The organism is uncultured Aquabacterium sp. (assembly GCF_947366995.1).
Classification (GTDB): domain Bacteria; phylum Pseudomonadota; class Gammaproteobacteria; order Burkholderiales; family Burkholderiaceae_C; genus Aquabacterium.
Genome location: NZ_CANBCC010000012.1, coordinates 1 through 14,949 on the forward strand (window position 1 = coordinate 1; position 14,949 = coordinate 14,949).

A 14,949-nucleotide genomic window follows, 5' to 3' on the forward strand; every position below is an offset into this window, starting at 1 on the left:
TAGTGGCTCAGTTTTGGACGTGACGCCTGGCTCAGTTTTGCTCGTGATTCAACAGGCTTGAGGTCAAGCCGCAGGTGGCATACGCGCTGATCAAGGCAGGTCTACTCGTCGCGGAACAAGGATGGTGCGGCCGCAGAAGGACTGCCGTCATTAGCGAGCTGTCCCTCCAGCGCTTCAATGAAGCGTACGTTCTTGCCTCTTCTTTGGCGGCGTCGAGAGGTCAGTCGCCCAAAGCCGTTGTCCAAGCATTGCGGGCGGACGGTATCGAGCCTGTTGCAGGCCCAAGCTTGGGCAACTGCAGGCAGGTGGTTTACTCCAGAAAGGACCTTACCTCCGCCTCATGGCTTCAACCTTGCTGAGGCTGACTCACCCGTTCGCCGCGGATATGACACTTTCCCGGAGCCGCCAAGAAAGCTCGCGGAATACTCTGAGGCCGAGCGGCAACTCTACGCGCAACGCAAGGCTATTTGTGCCCAACTGGACGGCGACGCGACACAGAAGGCGTTCGGGCTCCAACGGGAAGATGGCTTCCGGCCATCCGTGCCATTTGTGGCTAGTGCGTCTGCAGCCTTGGTGATTGCGCAGGCGCTGAAGGCGACGCTGTGGCCAGACAAGGAGCCTGGCCATCAAATGCAGATTGAGAGCCTTTTCCTCGGGTTTTCTACAGCGCAGAGGCTTCGGTGAACTCCGTTGGCGAGTTGTGAATGCGTACGGCACCGCGACGTCATCTTGAAGAGTGTTGTCGAAGTCCGAGCAGCACGACGAGGCATGCCATTCGCGTAGCGCAGCCCGCACTTGCCGCGAGGACAGAGAATGTTACGGGGGCGGCCTAGGCTCCTGGCCTCAAGCGGCAACATACCCTCCATCAGGCGCGGTACTTGTGCAAGTGTATGCGTCCGGTGAAGGCGTCTTGAGCGCCCCAGCCTGAACCTTGAGGAGGGTGTCCACCGAGACAACAAGTGGACACTATACAGAGCACTCCAACGAAGCGCACCCGGCGCAACCATGTGCCAGAACTCAAGCACCAGGTCGTTCTGGCCTGTCAACAACCGGGTGCGTCTGTGGCCGGTTTGGCGCTGGCCCATGGCCTCAATGCCAACCTGGTTTGCCGCTGGCTTCGAGACGATCCAAGGGCGACGAGTGCAGTGGCCGTCGCTGGCCCGCCATCCGGTGCTTTCGTTGAGGTGCCCAAGCTCAATGGGCTCGATTCGCATGCCTACCTGCGAGATGAGCTTCGGCGATTGCCCACGCACAAGGCCAGTCAGCTCGGCGAGTTGTTGCCGCATCGATGGGGCCTCTGCCTCAGCCTGATTCCGTCCGGTTGGCGGGACGTCAAGATGCGTTCGCCAAACGCTTACGTGCGAGTTGCATCGCCATCGCTCGACCAGCTCCGCAGCCCTAACGGACAACGGATGGCTCAAGCTATCATCCCGCCCGCAGTACTGAGCCAGTCAAGAACAACTTGCTGCGGCAAACGCGGCGGCACGAACAGTGAGCACGCCAGGTGATTCCTGCCTTCAACCACAGCCATGTGCTTCCCCCGTACATTGGGGACTCTCCGATTCAGGCCGCGCAAGGTTCACCATACGAAACCACACCGCTTGAGTTGGTTCAGAGGCTTGGGCACACTGATGCCCGAAGAAGGCTCCTGGAGGGGCTCTTCAGGTACAGGGGCGACCTGCGGTCGCTAGGATTTTCGGAAGGCTTTCAGTGGCTGGACGGCAGCTTTGTCGAGGACGTGGAGCGATCTCAGGCAAGGGCGCCCGGCGACATTGACGTGGTGACCTTCGCAATGACGCCCCAAGGCATGTCACCAGCACAAGTGGAGGCCTTGCCTAAGATGTACCCGGACTTGTTTGATCTGAATCGCGCCAAGGCCCGCTACGGCTGTGATGCCTACTTGCTGCGGCTGGATGGATCTCCTGGTCGACTGGTTCGCCGAGCAGCGTATTATTTCGGGTTGTTTTCGCATCGGCGATCCGACAACGTCTGGAAGGGGTTGCTAGCCATGCCACTTCAGTCGGATGATGATGCGGCTTTGTCTTACTTGAGTGATCTGGCAGGAGGGGATACACATGCTGCCGCAACTTGAACGCGAGTTCTTGCAGGCCGATCTGGCCCAGGTGCACGCGTTGCTGCGCGACATGTCCCCTGCCGACGATCCCATTGAGCATTTCCAGTTTTCCCAGCGGGCAAGTGCGCTTGAGTCTCGCTTGGCCGAGCTGGCAACTGAGCTGATCTCAGCGCCTGCCGGAGTCGCAATGTTCTTCGGAGGGAAGCCGGTGGTAGGCTCCCAGGGCATCAAGGCCACCTTCAGCACACGAGCTGTGAATTGCTTTCAGAAGCTGGTCAGTCAGCGCTTTGCTGCGGACGAACAAGGCCCACTTTCACGCCATGGCCGCGTGCCCATGGCTGACGACACTCAGCTGCTGGTCACCGATGTCGTGCGTGGCTCCTTCGGCTTTGTGTTGCAAGCCCAAGGAGATGCCACCGAAAGTGGAACCTCTCTGAAGTCAGTTGTTGATGAGGTGGCTGACACGTTGTCAAAGCTGGCGGCAGCTGAAGAGACTTTGTCTGATGAGGCGGCATCCGTGCTGGATGACCGACAGTTGGGCACGCTTCGCGAATTCTTTAAGCTGTTAGATGACGAAGGTGCCAGCCTCAGGCTCGTCGAGGGCGAACGCGATTTCGAGTTAGACCAACGGGCGATTGGCAGAGCACGAGGCCGTGTGGAAGCGCTAACGATTGAGGACCGTACAGCAACCCTCGACGGGCTGATCGTCGGCTGGACACAGTACTCTAGGCGCTTTGAGTTGCTGACACCTGAGCAAGCGGTGATCCAAGGCGAGATTGCCCCCCAGGTCGTGGAAGCTGTGACTCAAGAGGGGCGCAACCCAATGTATCAACGCGTATCGATTGAATGCAAGGTGCGTGAAGTGCGAGCGCGGGGGCGATCCCCTAGACTCAGGTACACGCTGACAGCTATTCATCCTGAGTCGGCCGCATGACGCACTGACCACGACAGCGATCATCGCTGGGTCGTAGTGCTGTAGGATCTTCGCAAATCTCTGAGAAAGGCGGCAAGTGGTGTTCTCGTTGAAGTTGCGAAAGTCGTTGATCTGCAAGGCGTGCGCTTTGCAGAATCAATGAGAACCTACAGATGCGTTGAGGGGAGCGAACCATGGCGGTACTCGACCTCACGGCCCTGCGCTCGGCGATCACCTCGCTGGACGATGGGCTTGCTGTGGTCAGTGATGCTGCCTGGTTCAATGGGCAAGATGCCAAGGTGCGCAATACCCTGGTTGCCGGCGTGATCCAGAACTTCGAGTTCGTCTACGAAATCAGCATGAAGATGCTGCGCCGACAACTGGAACTGGAAGCCGACAGCCCGGTCGATGTCGACCAGGCCAGCTTTCGGGAGCTGCTGCGCATCGCGGCAGAGAAGGGGCTGATCGACGATGTCGAAGCCTGGTTCGGCTTTCGACAGATGCGCAACATCACGGCCCACACCTATGACCACACCAAGGCCCAGCAGGTGTATGCCGCCACGCAAGGTTTTCTGACGCACGCGCGTGACCTGCTGGCGCGTCTTGAAGCGCGCCATGGCTGATCAGCCTGGGGTGCCACGGGGGCTGAACGTCGAACCCCGCCACTGGAACATCATCCAGGCGATCCTGATGCAAGAGGTACCGGACCGGGAGGTCCGCGCTTTCGGGTCGCGGGTGAAGGCCTCGGCCAAGCCGCACTCCGATCTCGACCTGGTGGTGATGGGAGATGTCGCGCTCGACATTGCGACCCAGGCTCGGCTGAATGACGCGTTTGCGGAATCGGATCTGCCGTGGCGCGTGGATGTGGTCGATTGGGCGACCACGAGCGAGGCGTTCCGGGAATTGATCCAGCAGCACACAGTGGTGCTTCAGCAAGGGCGCTGAGGTTTTCCCGCTCCGCTCGTGGTGCGACAGAACCTGTCGCGCTACGCCATCACAGTTCGAACGTGAACGAGATGGAGAAGCCGATGCGTCGTCCCAACCTGAAGTTGAACTGGTCCTTTGACGATGACTTCGTGATCGCGGGGGCCAATGCGCGCATCGCTCTGGCAGTCATGCGCTGCGCTCGTCGTCTGGCTGGCGGCGTGGCGGACCGCTTCCACGATGACATTGCGCTGGAGGTGATGCCCGCGCTGATCCAGCAGCCTGCTGCCTTGCTGCGGACGCTGCGTTCGCCCAAGGTGATGGCACGGCTCAGCGCGGAGTTGGCGGATGCCGAGTTGCCCGATCTGCTGCGCGACCGCGGTGTACAGCGAATGCTGGGTGAGGCGCTCGTGTCTGGTGCCCCCGCGTTCAAGGCGCTTTTCGATAGCACAGAAAGGTTGCTCGAGCGGTTCATTGCCTCTCGGCCTCATCCGCTGGATCGCAATGTGGACATGCTGGTCTCCATGCTGTCGTTGCCCGCGCCCGCGGTCCGCTTTCTCCGCCTGGCGGCCGCTTTCTGTCATGGCACCCTGCAGACCGGTGTGTTCATGTTTGTGGAGACGCACGCGCGTGCGTTGAAAGCGGTGGCGGTGGTGGGTGAGTGCAGCGTGCAGGAGGCCGATGAGCTGTTTCGCCTTGGAACGCCGCTCTGGTGCAGCGGTCTGTTCAGGTTCAGTCAGGGCAGCCGCGAAGCGACTGACCTCGATGACCTGTTTGCGCTTTCCGCGATCGGGCAGCGCCTGCTGGGGCAGCCCTATGCGGATGCCTCGGCGATGGCCAGCGCGGTGCTGCAGCCGATGGACACCGGCAGCAGCGAGCCATTCGACTGGCGCCATGTGCAGCAACCATGGCAGCTCATGCAGACCTTGCTGAGCAATGCCACCCGACGCGCCGAAGTCGGCATCAACATCCTGATTCATGGTGAGCCGGGCACCGGCAAGACCGAGTTCGTGCGCCAATTGGTGGCACAAGTGGGGCTGCAGGCATTTTCGATCGCGCATGTGGACCGAGAAGGCAACGAAGCCACGCGGGCTGATCGTCTTGCTCACCTTCGTCTGAGCCGGACTTTCGCCGGTACGCGAGAGGGCGCCGTGCTCGTCGTGGACGAAGCGGATGACATCTTCGTGGGCGACCACCATCACCCGCTGGCCGCCTTGTTCCGTTCTCGGGAGCAGAGCAAGGCATGGATGAATGACATTCTGGAGCGTGCGCCGCAGCCGGTGGTCTGGATCAGCAACAGGGTGCATCACATGGACCCGGCCTATCTCCGGCGGTTCACTTACTGTCTGGCGTTTCCCCGGCCGCCGCTGACCTTGCGGCAGTCGATGGTCCGAAGCCGGCTGGAAGCGCTGGGGTGTTCGGCAGGCATGATGGAAGCCATTGCAAGCCTGGATCACGCGACGCCGGCCCTGATCGGTGCGGCGGCCCGTTTCGTGTCGCTGAGTGAAGGCAGTGGGTTGACGCCGGACGCGGCTGCCCAGACCCAGGTCCAAGGTCATCTTGTCACGCTGGGCGACCACACACCGGTGCGCCCGCGTCAGACGGCGCTGCGCTTTGACATGCGCTACGTGAACGTGGCCGGACCCATGTCAGCGGACGAACTCGTCTCCTGGCTGAAGGCCGAAGGGCGTGGGACGGCCTTGTTTGCTGGCCCCCCCGGCACCGGCAAAACCCAGTTTGCGGCTGAACTGGCCCAGCAGCTGGAACGCAAGCTGGTGGTCAAAACGGCCTCGGACATCCTGTCGAAGTGGTATGGCGAATCGGAGCGCAATGTGGCGACCATGTTCCGGGATTGCGATCCGCAGGAAGAATTGCTCTTTCTGGATGAAGGGGATGTGTTGCTGTCGGATCGGGGGCGATCCGAGCAACGAGTGGACCGCGGTGTGACAGCAGAATTCCTCCGTTGGCTGGAGCAGTTCGAGGGCATCTTCGTGTGTGCAACCAACCATGCGGGATTGCTGGACTCGGCCTTGATCCGGCGCTTTACGCACCGGCTGACTTTCCTGCCCCTGCACGCAGAACAGCGTCGCGCTCTGTTTGCCGAACTGGTGATGGGGGATCCCAAGGCGCCGTTGGGCGAAGCGGCGTGCAGGAAACTCGACACACTGGATCGCCTTACGCCCGGGGACTTTGCCAACGTCCGTCGGCGTCTTCGCCACGCGCAGCCCGATGAGGCTCGTTGGCTGTCGGAGTTGGAGGCCGAGCAAGTCGCCAAGCCGGGGGGCGGCCACCGCCAGATCGGGTTCGTGTGAGGGGGTGACGGCTCGGGGGCTTGCGACACGATCTGGCGCAGACCGATACTGGGGGCCATGGACCGAAACTTCACCCGCCTGCTCGACCTGCTGACCCTGGTACCCCGTCACGGCAAGCTGTCGACGCCTCAACTGCATCAACGCCTGCGGGCCCGTGGTCACGACGTGTCGGCGCGCACCGTACAGCGAGACCTGGAAGAACTGGCCACCGCCTACCCGATCGAGTGCGACATCCGGTCGAAGCCTTTCGGCTGGGGCTGGGCTGCGGGGGCGCCGCACCTGTCCTTACCGGCCATGGATTGGTCGGAAGCGGTGAGTTTTCAGCTGCTGTCGACCTACCTGCATGGCATCCTGCCGGACAGTGTGATGGATACCTTGCGGCCGTACGTCGAAGAGGCTCGGCGCAAGCTCGCCCAGCATGTGCCCGGCATGCCACTCAAGCGATGGCCGGAACGGGTCCGGATCATTCCCCCGGGGCCGGGCTTCGTTGCGCCGAAGGTGCCCAGGCCGTTGCACGCCACGGTGACGGAGGCGGTCCTGATGGGGTGCAAGCTGGCCATCGAGTACCGCGCTTTCGACCGCCAGAGGGCGAAGCGATATGTGGTTTCACCGCTCGGGCTGGTGCAGTTTGGCGTGGTGTTCTACGTGCCGGCCACGTTCGACGGACATGGTGATGTGCGGACGCTCAAGCTCCACCGCATGCTGAGGGCGGAGTTGCTAGATGAACCCTCTGGCATTGAACATTTCGACTTGGACGCCTGGCTGGAAGCCGGGGGCATGGGCTTTGGAGGGCAGGAGCGGATCCGCCTCGTCCTCCGACTGTTTGATGGCATGGGAGAGCGGCTGAAGGAGACGCCGCTGGGGCCAGACCAGGTTGTCGTGGAAGAGGCGCCGGGGGTGCACCGTCTGGAGGTCACTGTGATCCAGACGGTGCAGTTAGAGAGGTGGTTGTTGGGGTTGGGGAAAAATTGCACCGTTGAGCACCCAACAAGTCTTAGGGCCGAGATAGAGAGCGAGCTCTTTGTCCAAGGCCATAGATATCACCAATGCGACTTACGTTGATGTACCCCAACTCTTTCCAACTATATCTATTCCAACATTTTTATATGCTTCCCATGGATTTTCTGGCCTTTGCTTTCTATATTTGTTGCGATCCAGGGCCTCATTTTCTTCTTTTGTAATCCATGCGATGTCATATGCCAAGAATACCTTTTTGATAAGCTCAAAGTTCTCCAAATCTTGAACTTCCATTAGGCGAGACCGAAGGCAAGATATAGGAAGGACGTGTTCCCAATGGAGTTGTTTTTTCTTCTTCTCCCCCTCAATAAAAGCGTAGTCTTGAAATGGCCAACGCATGGCCTTCAAAGAGTATCCGCGGTCACTGGCTAGCTTCGCAGCTTTCACCGATACTTCCGGAGAGATGAAGATCTCAAGCTGTCTGCATGCATGATCTACAGTCGACTTTGCCCATTGTTTTAACCTCTTGTTTCCGCTTCTGTCAGCCTCTCTGAAGATTTTTATCATGCTGGCCACTTGATGAATTATTAGTTCTACTTCTTTTTCTGTTCCTGGGATAAAAGCCATTTCCTTCCTTTCAAAGCAGGTGGGTATACCACCCAGTTGCCACGATCACCATCGCTAAAGTATCAAGTTCACAATATCGGAGCAGCGCCTTTTCAACAGCATCCCGCTTCCAAGACGGTACCTCTTCAAACTGCATCCTGGCCCACGCCATGGTGGCCGCACCGCCGTCCGCGAGCAGGGCGCCATCTTCCGCTTCGAGCCTGTTCTGCTCTTCTTTGCTGATGTCGTCGAACAGCGGGGGCAGCAATTCATACGGGTTTCGGGCGCCGCCGCCTTCGGCTTGCCACCAGGTCCAGTCCGTGAAGTTGAGGCTCGGAATCCCGCTTTCGGCGCCATAAACCGGCCGTCCGTATTGAGCGCGCAAGAACGGAGAGGAACCCATGACGGCAGGGAGCACCTTCTTGATGGAGCATGAGCCTTTGGTTTGTGGATGGAAATAGGCCTTGCGTGCGAGCACACACAGGTCGACCATGGCGCGCTCGCCCGCCCGCACAATGCGGCCTTTCTCTTTTTCCACCGTGAGGGTGCGGATGAATGCCGCCAATGCCGGAGCATCTTCCACGCGGTCGCCGTCGGATTCAATCTCTCGCAGCAGGTCGAGCAGCGTGGTGTTTTCATGCGGGCTCCACATGAAAACCGTGCCTTCATCTTTCTCCAGCGCCGATTTGAGCGCCCGAACGAACGCGACATTCGGGTTCACGCCGGGCGTGAGGCACAGGAACTGGTCGGCATGCCGAACGGCTCCCGACGCCTCCACCACGTGGTGCGAGAACTGGAATGCCACGTTTGCATAGGGGCGTTGTCCCGCAAAGAACGGGATGGCCACCCTGGCGGTTTCGAAGTCGATGAAGTGCAGCGGGTAGCGCCAATCGCGCATGGCGTCGTGCAGGAGGACCTTGTCTAGGTGGTATTCGCCACCTTCCGGCCATGTTCCGGAGACCTGCATCCATTGGCGCTGGCTGTTGCTAAGTCCGGGCCCTTCCGCGCGCAGGTTCAGGTGTACGGGCGTGACATCCTGCAGGCGCAGCACGCCCTGTTCGATCAAGGCCTGCTTGCGTTGGAAGTTCCACAGGTCCAGCACCGTGCCGCGGTCGACCTCTTCACGTGTCCAGCCCTCCGCTTCTTGCCAGCAGAGATGGAAGCCGCTCTCCAGCGGGCCGCCGTCACAGCGAAATTCGCATTTGGCGCACCGAGCGCCAATGTGTCCCGGGATGCGGGTGTCAGTAACGACATGGGCCGCCCAGTGCTGAACCGCCTGAGCGAAGAGCAACTCGCCTACATCGGTGTTCAGTGTGCCCGCCAGGATCTCATCGACCCATTCGTCCACACAGACGACGCTGAGAAGCGAATCGCCCACGCTGCTCGGCGCGGTGCCCGGTGCCACCAGGACCTGGTGCCGACCACCTGGCTGGCGGGTGATCTTGAAACGCTGGTTGAGGCCGCTGACGCTGCAGCGGCGTGCCGTGTCGGCGAGCATGAGGTGGCTTCGCACCTCCCATTCTGGGTGCGCCATGGCGAGGACGTGCTTCTGGAAGGCGACATCCTGAAGGTAGGGCAGCATGCCGGCATCCAGTTGCCCCTGTTTGCCGCGAAACGCATGCGCGTCTCGAGAGTCGAACGACTTGGCCTTCACCTCGATCAGGTCGATGACGTTGCCGACCTTGCGCAGGATGTCCACGCGAACCAGGCAGTCTCCATGCGAGATCGCAGCTTCGAACAAGGTCACGGTGTCGGCCTGCAACAAGGCCCGCGTCTGTGCGAGCGCATCGGCATTTGCCTCTGCGGTGACCTCCACGCCCCCCGGGTGCATCAGCTTGGCCAGTTCGCCCACCTGAAATCCGCCGTCGGCCAGGGCCTGCATGAACGTACTGTCTGCCTGAGTGTCTGCAAACTGCGTCGGTTTGCCAGCGTAGAACAGTTTGGTGGGACAGCTCAAGGCCAGCTTGAAACGCGACTTCGTCAGGTACCGGCGGCGGGGTGGGCTGTTGGAGAGCATTCTTCTACTTCGGCGGAAAGAGGGCGTTTCATGAGGTGTGATGCGTGAACGAATGCCGTGGATTTCGCCCCATCAGCAGACGCTGAAACCCGGTGCCACCCCGTACGGGCAAGGTCATCGACAGCAAGGTGGCCAGCGTGCTGCAGTCGTTCGCAGGGGAGCCCGTCGACGGCGTCACATGAAAGTGCCTGCACAACGCGTCCAGCGAAGATGAAGGGGCACCCGCCTCACGGCGCCAGTCGATGTCACGCATGGCGCAGGCCCACGGCGTGGACTCCAGCGCCGGGATGTGGCGGCCGAGCAGCTCGCGCTCGAATGACGCGTTGTGAGCCACCACCAGACAGGCGGAAGACAACAGTCGGGTAATCCGCGTCAGATCGAACTTGGTGCCAACGAGGGCAGCTGCAGGCAACCGAGTGACGTGCTGGACGACGGTTGGGTAGATGCATTGCGGCTGCCTCAAGCCGTCATAGCGATCCACCAGCTGACAGGCTGTGCCGCGCCGGGGATGGATTTCCCAGAGTTGCAGTGCCACCGCAATCGGCTCATCACGGCGCGGATCGAGGCCCGTGCTTTCCGAGTCAAGCAACGCAATCAGGGTCCGAGGCTCGCTCAAGGTCTTCTCCTTGCATTTCAGGGAAGGACACTGTGCGCGCTTTGTGCGACGGGTTCTGTCGCACATGTGGAACACAGTGATGATGCTTTATCGGTACCCCACCATGCCGCTGTCGGATCTGGTCTCGTGGACGCTCGAAGACGACTTCCTCACTGCGGGAGCGAACGCCCGCATCGCCCTGGCACTGCTGCGATGTGCAAGGCGATGGCCCCATTTCTGGCATGCGGGTGCAGCAGACGAGCTGGTCTGGCATCTTCGGCCAGCCCTGAAGCACGGAGAGACGGGTCTCCAGCGGGTTCTGTCCGATCCCTGTGTCCGGGCCAGCCTGGAAGCGATCCGCCTGGATGCAAGCGGTTCGGCTTTGCTTGACACGCGCAGAGGACGCACTTTTTTGGGCAATGCCCTGTTGAAAGAGGATCCAGCTTTCGCTGAAGTGTTCAACGAGGCGGAGCGGTGTTTTGTCGCTTTCATCAATCGGGAGGCTCATCCACTGGATCACAACGTGAGCCTCCTCGCCGATGTGTTCGAACTTTCCGATGTGGAGGTTCGCTATCTGGCGCTCGCTGGTTCCTTCTGTTTCGGGACCATCGCTCAGAGCGTATTTGTGCCCATCGGTGTACGGTCTCATCGCGGACGTGTCTTGTCAGCGTTGCTGGGGTGCTCGGAACGCGAGGCTCTCGATCTGATGGACATGTCCCGCGCGGTATGGCGCAGCGGGTTGCTGACGTGTTCCGACCCGGGCGATTTTCCTGAAGGGCTGGAGGAGCTGTTTCAGCTGTCGGTCTCCGGGACGCGGCTGCTCAGCTTGCCGGATGCAGACGAGGCCGTCCTTGCAGCGGAGGTGCTGGAGCCCCTCGGTCCTCGGGGGACGTTGACATGGCCTCATCTGGAGGACACCCTGCAGCTGCTGCGGACCGTGCTTTCCCGTGCGGCCTCGGGCGCGGATGCAGGCGTCCACATCCTGATTCACGGCGAGCCAGGCAGTGGCCACATGGCGTTCGTCTTGGCGCTTCTGGACCTGGCCGGTTTGCGGGGCTACCGCATGTCAGACCGCCGGCGCGCGGCCTGTGAGCCGACACGGGCCGAGCTGTTGGCAGACCTGACACTGTCGCGTCGCTTTGTCGATCGGCAATGCGGCGCCGTCCTGGTGGTCGAAGACGCCGAATCCATGCTTTTTACTCCGGGCTTCGGGCCACCCTCCCGGGGAGCGATGAAGGATGTGTTGAGACAGTCTCGTCAACCCGTTGTGTGGCTGGCAGAGGACGTCCGGCAAATTGATTCGTCGTACATCACCCGGTTCACCTGCAGTGTGGCGCTGCCGGATCCACCCTTGGCTGTGCGTCGGATGTGGTGTCATACCGTGCTGCGTGAATCGGGCTGTTCTGCCCCGCAGATCGATGTCTTCGCTGGCAATCCCCAGACGACAATCGGAATCGTCGACGGTGCCAGGCGTTTTGTGTCGTTGGGCGCTGGTGGTGACGTCACCGCCGACACGGCGCTGCAAGCCTTCTCGCAAGGCCAGCTGGGCGCTCCGGAAGGAAACAAGTTGCCTCACGACCATCTGGCACGTGTGCGTCGGTTCGACCTCGAGTTTGCGCACGTGGCAGGAGCCACGAATGTGACGGAGGTGCTTCGGTCGATCGAAGCCGACGGTGAGGGCACGGTTCTGTTGAGCGGCGTGTCGGGCGTGGGCAAGACGAGTCTCGCGTTCGAGCTGGCTCGTCAGCTGGGGCGCGACATGGTGCGGGCTTTTGCAGGGGACTTCCTCAGGCCCTACCGCGGCGAGTCAGGCCGCCAGCTGCTGAGGTGGCTGCAACGCCACGGCGCAACGCACTCCGTGTTGCTGCTGGACGACCTGGATGCCTTCATGGGCGATGACGACGCCGTGGCGGGGGCCTTGCGACATGGCTTGGACACGTTCGGCGGTGTGCTGGTGGCGACCGCCTGCGCGTCCTTCGATCCTCCTCCGGCGTTGATCCGGCGTTTCACCTACAGGCTGATGCTGTTGCCTCTGACGGCTTCGCAGCGTTGTACTCTGTTTGCTCGGCTGGTGACCCACGGCGTCGGTGAGGCGGTGCCACGCGAGGTCAGGCAGGCCCTGCTGCCACTCGACCGGCTGACGCCCGGTGATTTCTTCAATGTGCAGGCTCGACTCCGGCACCGGCAGGTAGACTGGCGCCGGTGGCTTAGTGAACTGACTTCAGAGCACCAAGCGAAGGCCTCCACAAGCCTAGAGTCACTGGGCATCGCGCTCCCCTCTTCCTCTCAGCGCTGCTGAGCCCGCTCCCCCCGAAACTCCGGCACGACACCTACCAGCTGCCCTAACACCCCGATCGCCAGCCCCAACTGCGCCCGCACCAGTTGCTGCAGCGGCGCCTCGGGCGCGACATCGAATCCCGGCGCCTCCACCGCGCCCAACTCGAATCGCCAGTCTTCGGGGCGCTGTGAACGTGCCGCCTCGATGGCAGTGGCCAGCCGCCGCAAGGCGTCGCGCAAGGCCGTCGCGGTCTCCAGCGTGGCCGCATCCAGCTCTCTGGCACCCGGCTCCCCCCGGTGTGCGCCCAGCGCTGAGAGGTAGTTCAGCAGCGTGTGCGACCGCAGCAGAAACTGTCCGCAGCGGTCGGTGTTCAGTCGCACGCGGGTCGGCTCCTTCAGCATGGCTGCGAGCGAGTTCGACAGCGCCGCATCGGCTTTGTGCATGTTGCGCCGCGCCGTGCGGTAGGCCAGGTGGTCCTGTTTGCCCGCCTGATACTGCCGCAGCACTTCGTCGAGATACTGCGCCTGCCGGCGCAGGGTGGCCGCAGCCAGCCCGTGCCATTGCCGCGCCTGCCAGTTGGGCAGGATCAGCCAGGCGGCCAGCGCGGCAATCGAGCCGCCGGCGATGGTGTCCAGCAGGCGGCCCACGATCACGCCGTCGGTCATGCCCAGTTGGTGGAAGGCAAGCAGCAGCAGCGTCGTGATCGCACCGGTGCCCACCGTGTAATGCGTGCGGCGTGCGCCCAGAAAGATCGCGCCGCTCACAGCAATCAGCACGCTGCCGGCCAGGTCGCCCGGGAACAGGCGGATCAGCGCCCAGCCCAGAGCCAGGCCGATCAACGTGCCAGTCAGGCGCTGGCTCAGGCGCTTGAGCGTGGCGGCGTAGTGCGGTTGGCTGACGAAGGTGATGGTCAGCACGATCCAGTAGCCGTGCTTGTCGTTGGTGGCCATCATCAGGGCGAAGCCGGCGAGCAACGCCAGCGTCAGCCGCACCGCGTGGCGGAACAGCGGCGACTGCACGCGCAGCTGTGCCTTCACCCGATGCCACGCTTCCTTCAAGGTCGTAGGATGGCTGTTGACGAGCGTGCGTTCGGTTGGGGTGGGCGCCGGGTCGAGCACTTGGGCCAGCACCGCGGCCTGTTCCGTCAGGTTGGCGCCGAGCGCCTGCAAGGCCTGCAACGCCGAGCCAGGCGGCAGGGTCTGCCGGGCCACGGCAATGGCACCCTGCATGTCCTCGATGGCGCGGGCCGTGGCGCCCTTGTGCTGGGGCGGTTGCCGGCGCGCGATGGCGGCCGACAGCTTCAGGCACTGCTCGCCCTGCAGTGCCAGCACGCGCTGGCAGCGGTAAAGCGCATCCGAGCGGAAGAAGGCGTCCGCCAGGGTCTCGTAATTGGCGTGCGACGACGAGGTGCGCTCGTGGATGTCCTGCGCGGCGAGGTACTGGTGCAGGGCCTGTTGCAGCCAGCCTGGCGGCGTGCGCCGGCCCAATCTGCAGAACAGCGCTTCCTTGGCGGCGCCCAGCGCGTCGACCACCAGGCCGTTGTAGAGCGCCAGGGCCATGCGGCGCTGTTCGATGTCGACATCGCGGATGGGCTCCAGCAGCCTCGATTTGAGCTTCAGGTATTCGCCCAGCAGCGCGTACAGCTGCGCCAGGCGGTGTCGCACCGGTGGGCGGGCCACGGCACCGGCCCAGATCACCGAGACGAAGCCATACCAGGCGACGCCACCGAACAGATACGGCGTGAGCTGCCGCGCGGCCATGCGGCTCGATTGCATCGACAGCGCCACGTAGCTGAAGAACACCAGCGACGCAAAGGCTATGGCGCGGTAGCGCTCGCCCACGGCGCCCACCATGGTGAGCACGAAGGCGCTGAGCGCCAGGGCACCAGCCAGCAGGGCCGGCCATGGCTGGGCCAGGCTCACCAGGCCGGCGATCACGGCAAACACGGCCACGGCGATCAGCTGGGTGCGCAGGCGGCCCTTCCAGTTGTCGTCGGTTTCAGTCAGCGCGCTGGCCACCACGCCCAGCATCACCGGCATCACCTGCCAAGACCAGTCGCCCTGCCAACCCACCAGCAGCACCACGCTGAGCGCGAGCATGGCCCGCACGCCGTGCATGACGCCCTCATGTTGGCGGGCTTGTTTCCAGAGTTGGTTCCAGTCGGAGGTGAGGTGTTCGAGGCGCACGGATGAATCCTGCCACACGCCACAATTTGATCCGTCTCAATGAATGATAATAATTCTCATTACAGAATCGGCCGTACTGGTCTTGCG

10 protein-coding genes and 1 pseudogene are annotated in these 14,949 nt (G+C 62.2%); 7 read left to right on the plus strand and 4 right to left on the minus strand.

Annotated elements, in window-relative coordinates; translation table 11 throughout:
- Window positions 1-1,178: 1,178 nt before the first annotated feature.
- The 6 genes and pseudogenes from Q0Z44_RS05340 to Q0Z44_RS05365 form a co-directional block, all read left to right on the plus strand.
- A pseudogene (locus Q0Z44_RS05340) lies at window positions 1,179-1,292 on the plus strand (transposase domain-containing protein); the annotation flags it as partial.
- Between the two features lie 783 nt (window positions 1,293-2,075).
- Window positions 2,076-3,008, plus strand: a complete 933-nt coding sequence (locus Q0Z44_RS05345) for a hypothetical protein (protein ID WP_298011109.1) — start codon at window positions 2,076-2,078, stop codon at window positions 3,006-3,008.
- Window positions 3,009-3,181: 173 nt separating this feature from the next.
- The gene (locus Q0Z44_RS05350; protein ID WP_298011110.1) at window positions 3,182-3,610 is read left to right on the plus strand and encodes a nucleotidyltransferase substrate binding protein; all 429 of its coding nucleotides are present in this window, start codon (window positions 3,182-3,184) and stop codon (window positions 3,608-3,610) included.
- Window positions 3,603-3,932: a nucleotidyltransferase domain-containing protein gene (locus tag Q0Z44_RS05355; RefSeq protein WP_298011111.1), complete on the plus strand. Its 330-nt coding sequence runs from the start codon at window positions 3,603-3,605 to the stop codon at window positions 3,930-3,932. Before Q0Z44_RS05350 ends, Q0Z44_RS05355 begins: the two co-directional genes overlap by 8 nt.
- Window positions 3,860-6,223: an ATP-binding protein gene (locus Q0Z44_RS05360; protein ID WP_298011112.1), complete on the plus strand. Its 2,364-nt coding sequence runs from the start codon at window positions 3,860-3,862 to the stop codon at window positions 6,221-6,223. Before Q0Z44_RS05355 ends, Q0Z44_RS05360 begins: the two co-directional genes overlap by 73 nt.
- A 57-nt stretch (window positions 6,224-6,280) precedes the next feature.
- On the plus strand, window positions 6,281-7,285 hold the full coding sequence (locus Q0Z44_RS05365; RefSeq protein WP_298011113.1) for a WYL domain-containing transcriptional regulator: 1,005 nt from the start codon (window positions 6,281-6,283) through the stop codon (window positions 7,283-7,285).
- Here the strand turns inward: Q0Z44_RS05365 and Q0Z44_RS05370 are convergent.
- From Q0Z44_RS05370 to Q0Z44_RS05380, 3 genes are read right to left on the minus strand one after another with little or no spacing between them, the layout of a single operon-like run.
- Complete coding sequence (locus Q0Z44_RS05370) at window positions 7,277-7,807, minus strand: hypothetical protein (protein WP_298011114.1); 531 nt, start codon at window positions 7,805-7,807, stop codon at window positions 7,277-7,279. The genes Q0Z44_RS05365 and Q0Z44_RS05370 overlap by 9 nt on opposite strands.
- A gap of 10 nt (window positions 7,808-7,817) precedes the next feature.
- The gene (locus Q0Z44_RS05375; protein WP_298011115.1) at window positions 7,818-9,803 is read right to left on the minus strand and encodes a DUF2779 domain-containing protein; all 1,986 of its coding nucleotides are present in this window, start codon (window positions 9,801-9,803) and stop codon (window positions 7,818-7,820) included.
- A 28-nt stretch (window positions 9,804-9,831) separates the two neighbouring features.
- The gene (locus Q0Z44_RS05380) at window positions 9,832-10,419 is read right to left on the minus strand and encodes a hypothetical protein (RefSeq protein ID WP_298011116.1); all 588 of its coding nucleotides are present in this window, start codon (window positions 10,417-10,419) and stop codon (window positions 9,832-9,834) included.
- A gap of 79 nt (window positions 10,420-10,498) precedes the next feature.
- Here Q0Z44_RS05380 and Q0Z44_RS05385 point away from each other — a divergent pair, with 79 nt between their 5' ends.
- On the plus strand, window positions 10,499-12,697 hold the full coding sequence (locus Q0Z44_RS05385) for an AAA family ATPase (RefSeq protein ID WP_298011117.1): 2,199 nt from the start codon (window positions 10,499-10,501) through the stop codon (window positions 12,695-12,697).
- Here Q0Z44_RS05385 and yccS read toward each other — a convergent pair.
- Entirely contained in the window at window positions 12,685-14,862 is a 2,178-nt protein-coding gene (gene yccS / locus Q0Z44_RS05390; RefSeq protein WP_298011118.1) for a YccS family putative transporter, read from the minus strand. The genes Q0Z44_RS05385 and yccS overlap by 13 nt on opposite strands.
- Window positions 14,863-14,949 lie beyond the last annotated feature (87 nt).

Excerpts from the sequence above, each read along its gene's own strand:
- Q0Z44_RS05345 (WP_298011109.1), top strand. The coding sequence starts at position 2,076 with ATGCTGCCGCAACTTGAACGCGAGTTCTTGCAGGCCGATCTGGCCCAG.
- Q0Z44_RS05350 (WP_298011110.1), top strand. The coding sequence starts at position 3,182 with ATGGCGGTACTCGACCTCACGGCCCTGCGCTCGGCGATCACCTCGCTG.
- Q0Z44_RS05355 (WP_298011111.1), top strand. The coding sequence starts at position 3,603 with ATGGCTGATCAGCCTGGGGTGCCACGGGGGCTGAACGTCGAACCCCGC.
- Q0Z44_RS05365 (WP_298011113.1), top strand. The coding sequence starts at position 6,281 with ATGGACCGAAACTTCACCCGCCTGCTCGACCTGCTGACCCTGGTACCC.
- Q0Z44_RS05370 (WP_298011114.1), bottom strand. The coding sequence starts at position 7,807 with ATGGCTTTTATCCCAGGAACAGAAAAAGAAGTAGAACTAATAATTCAT.
- Q0Z44_RS05375 (WP_298011115.1), bottom strand. The coding sequence starts at position 9,803 with ATGCTCTCCAACAGCCCACCCCGCCGCCGGTACCTGACGAAGTCGCGT.
- Q0Z44_RS05385 (WP_298011117.1), top strand. The coding sequence starts at position 10,499 with ATGATGCTTTATCGGTACCCCACCATGCCGCTGTCGGATCTGGTCTCG.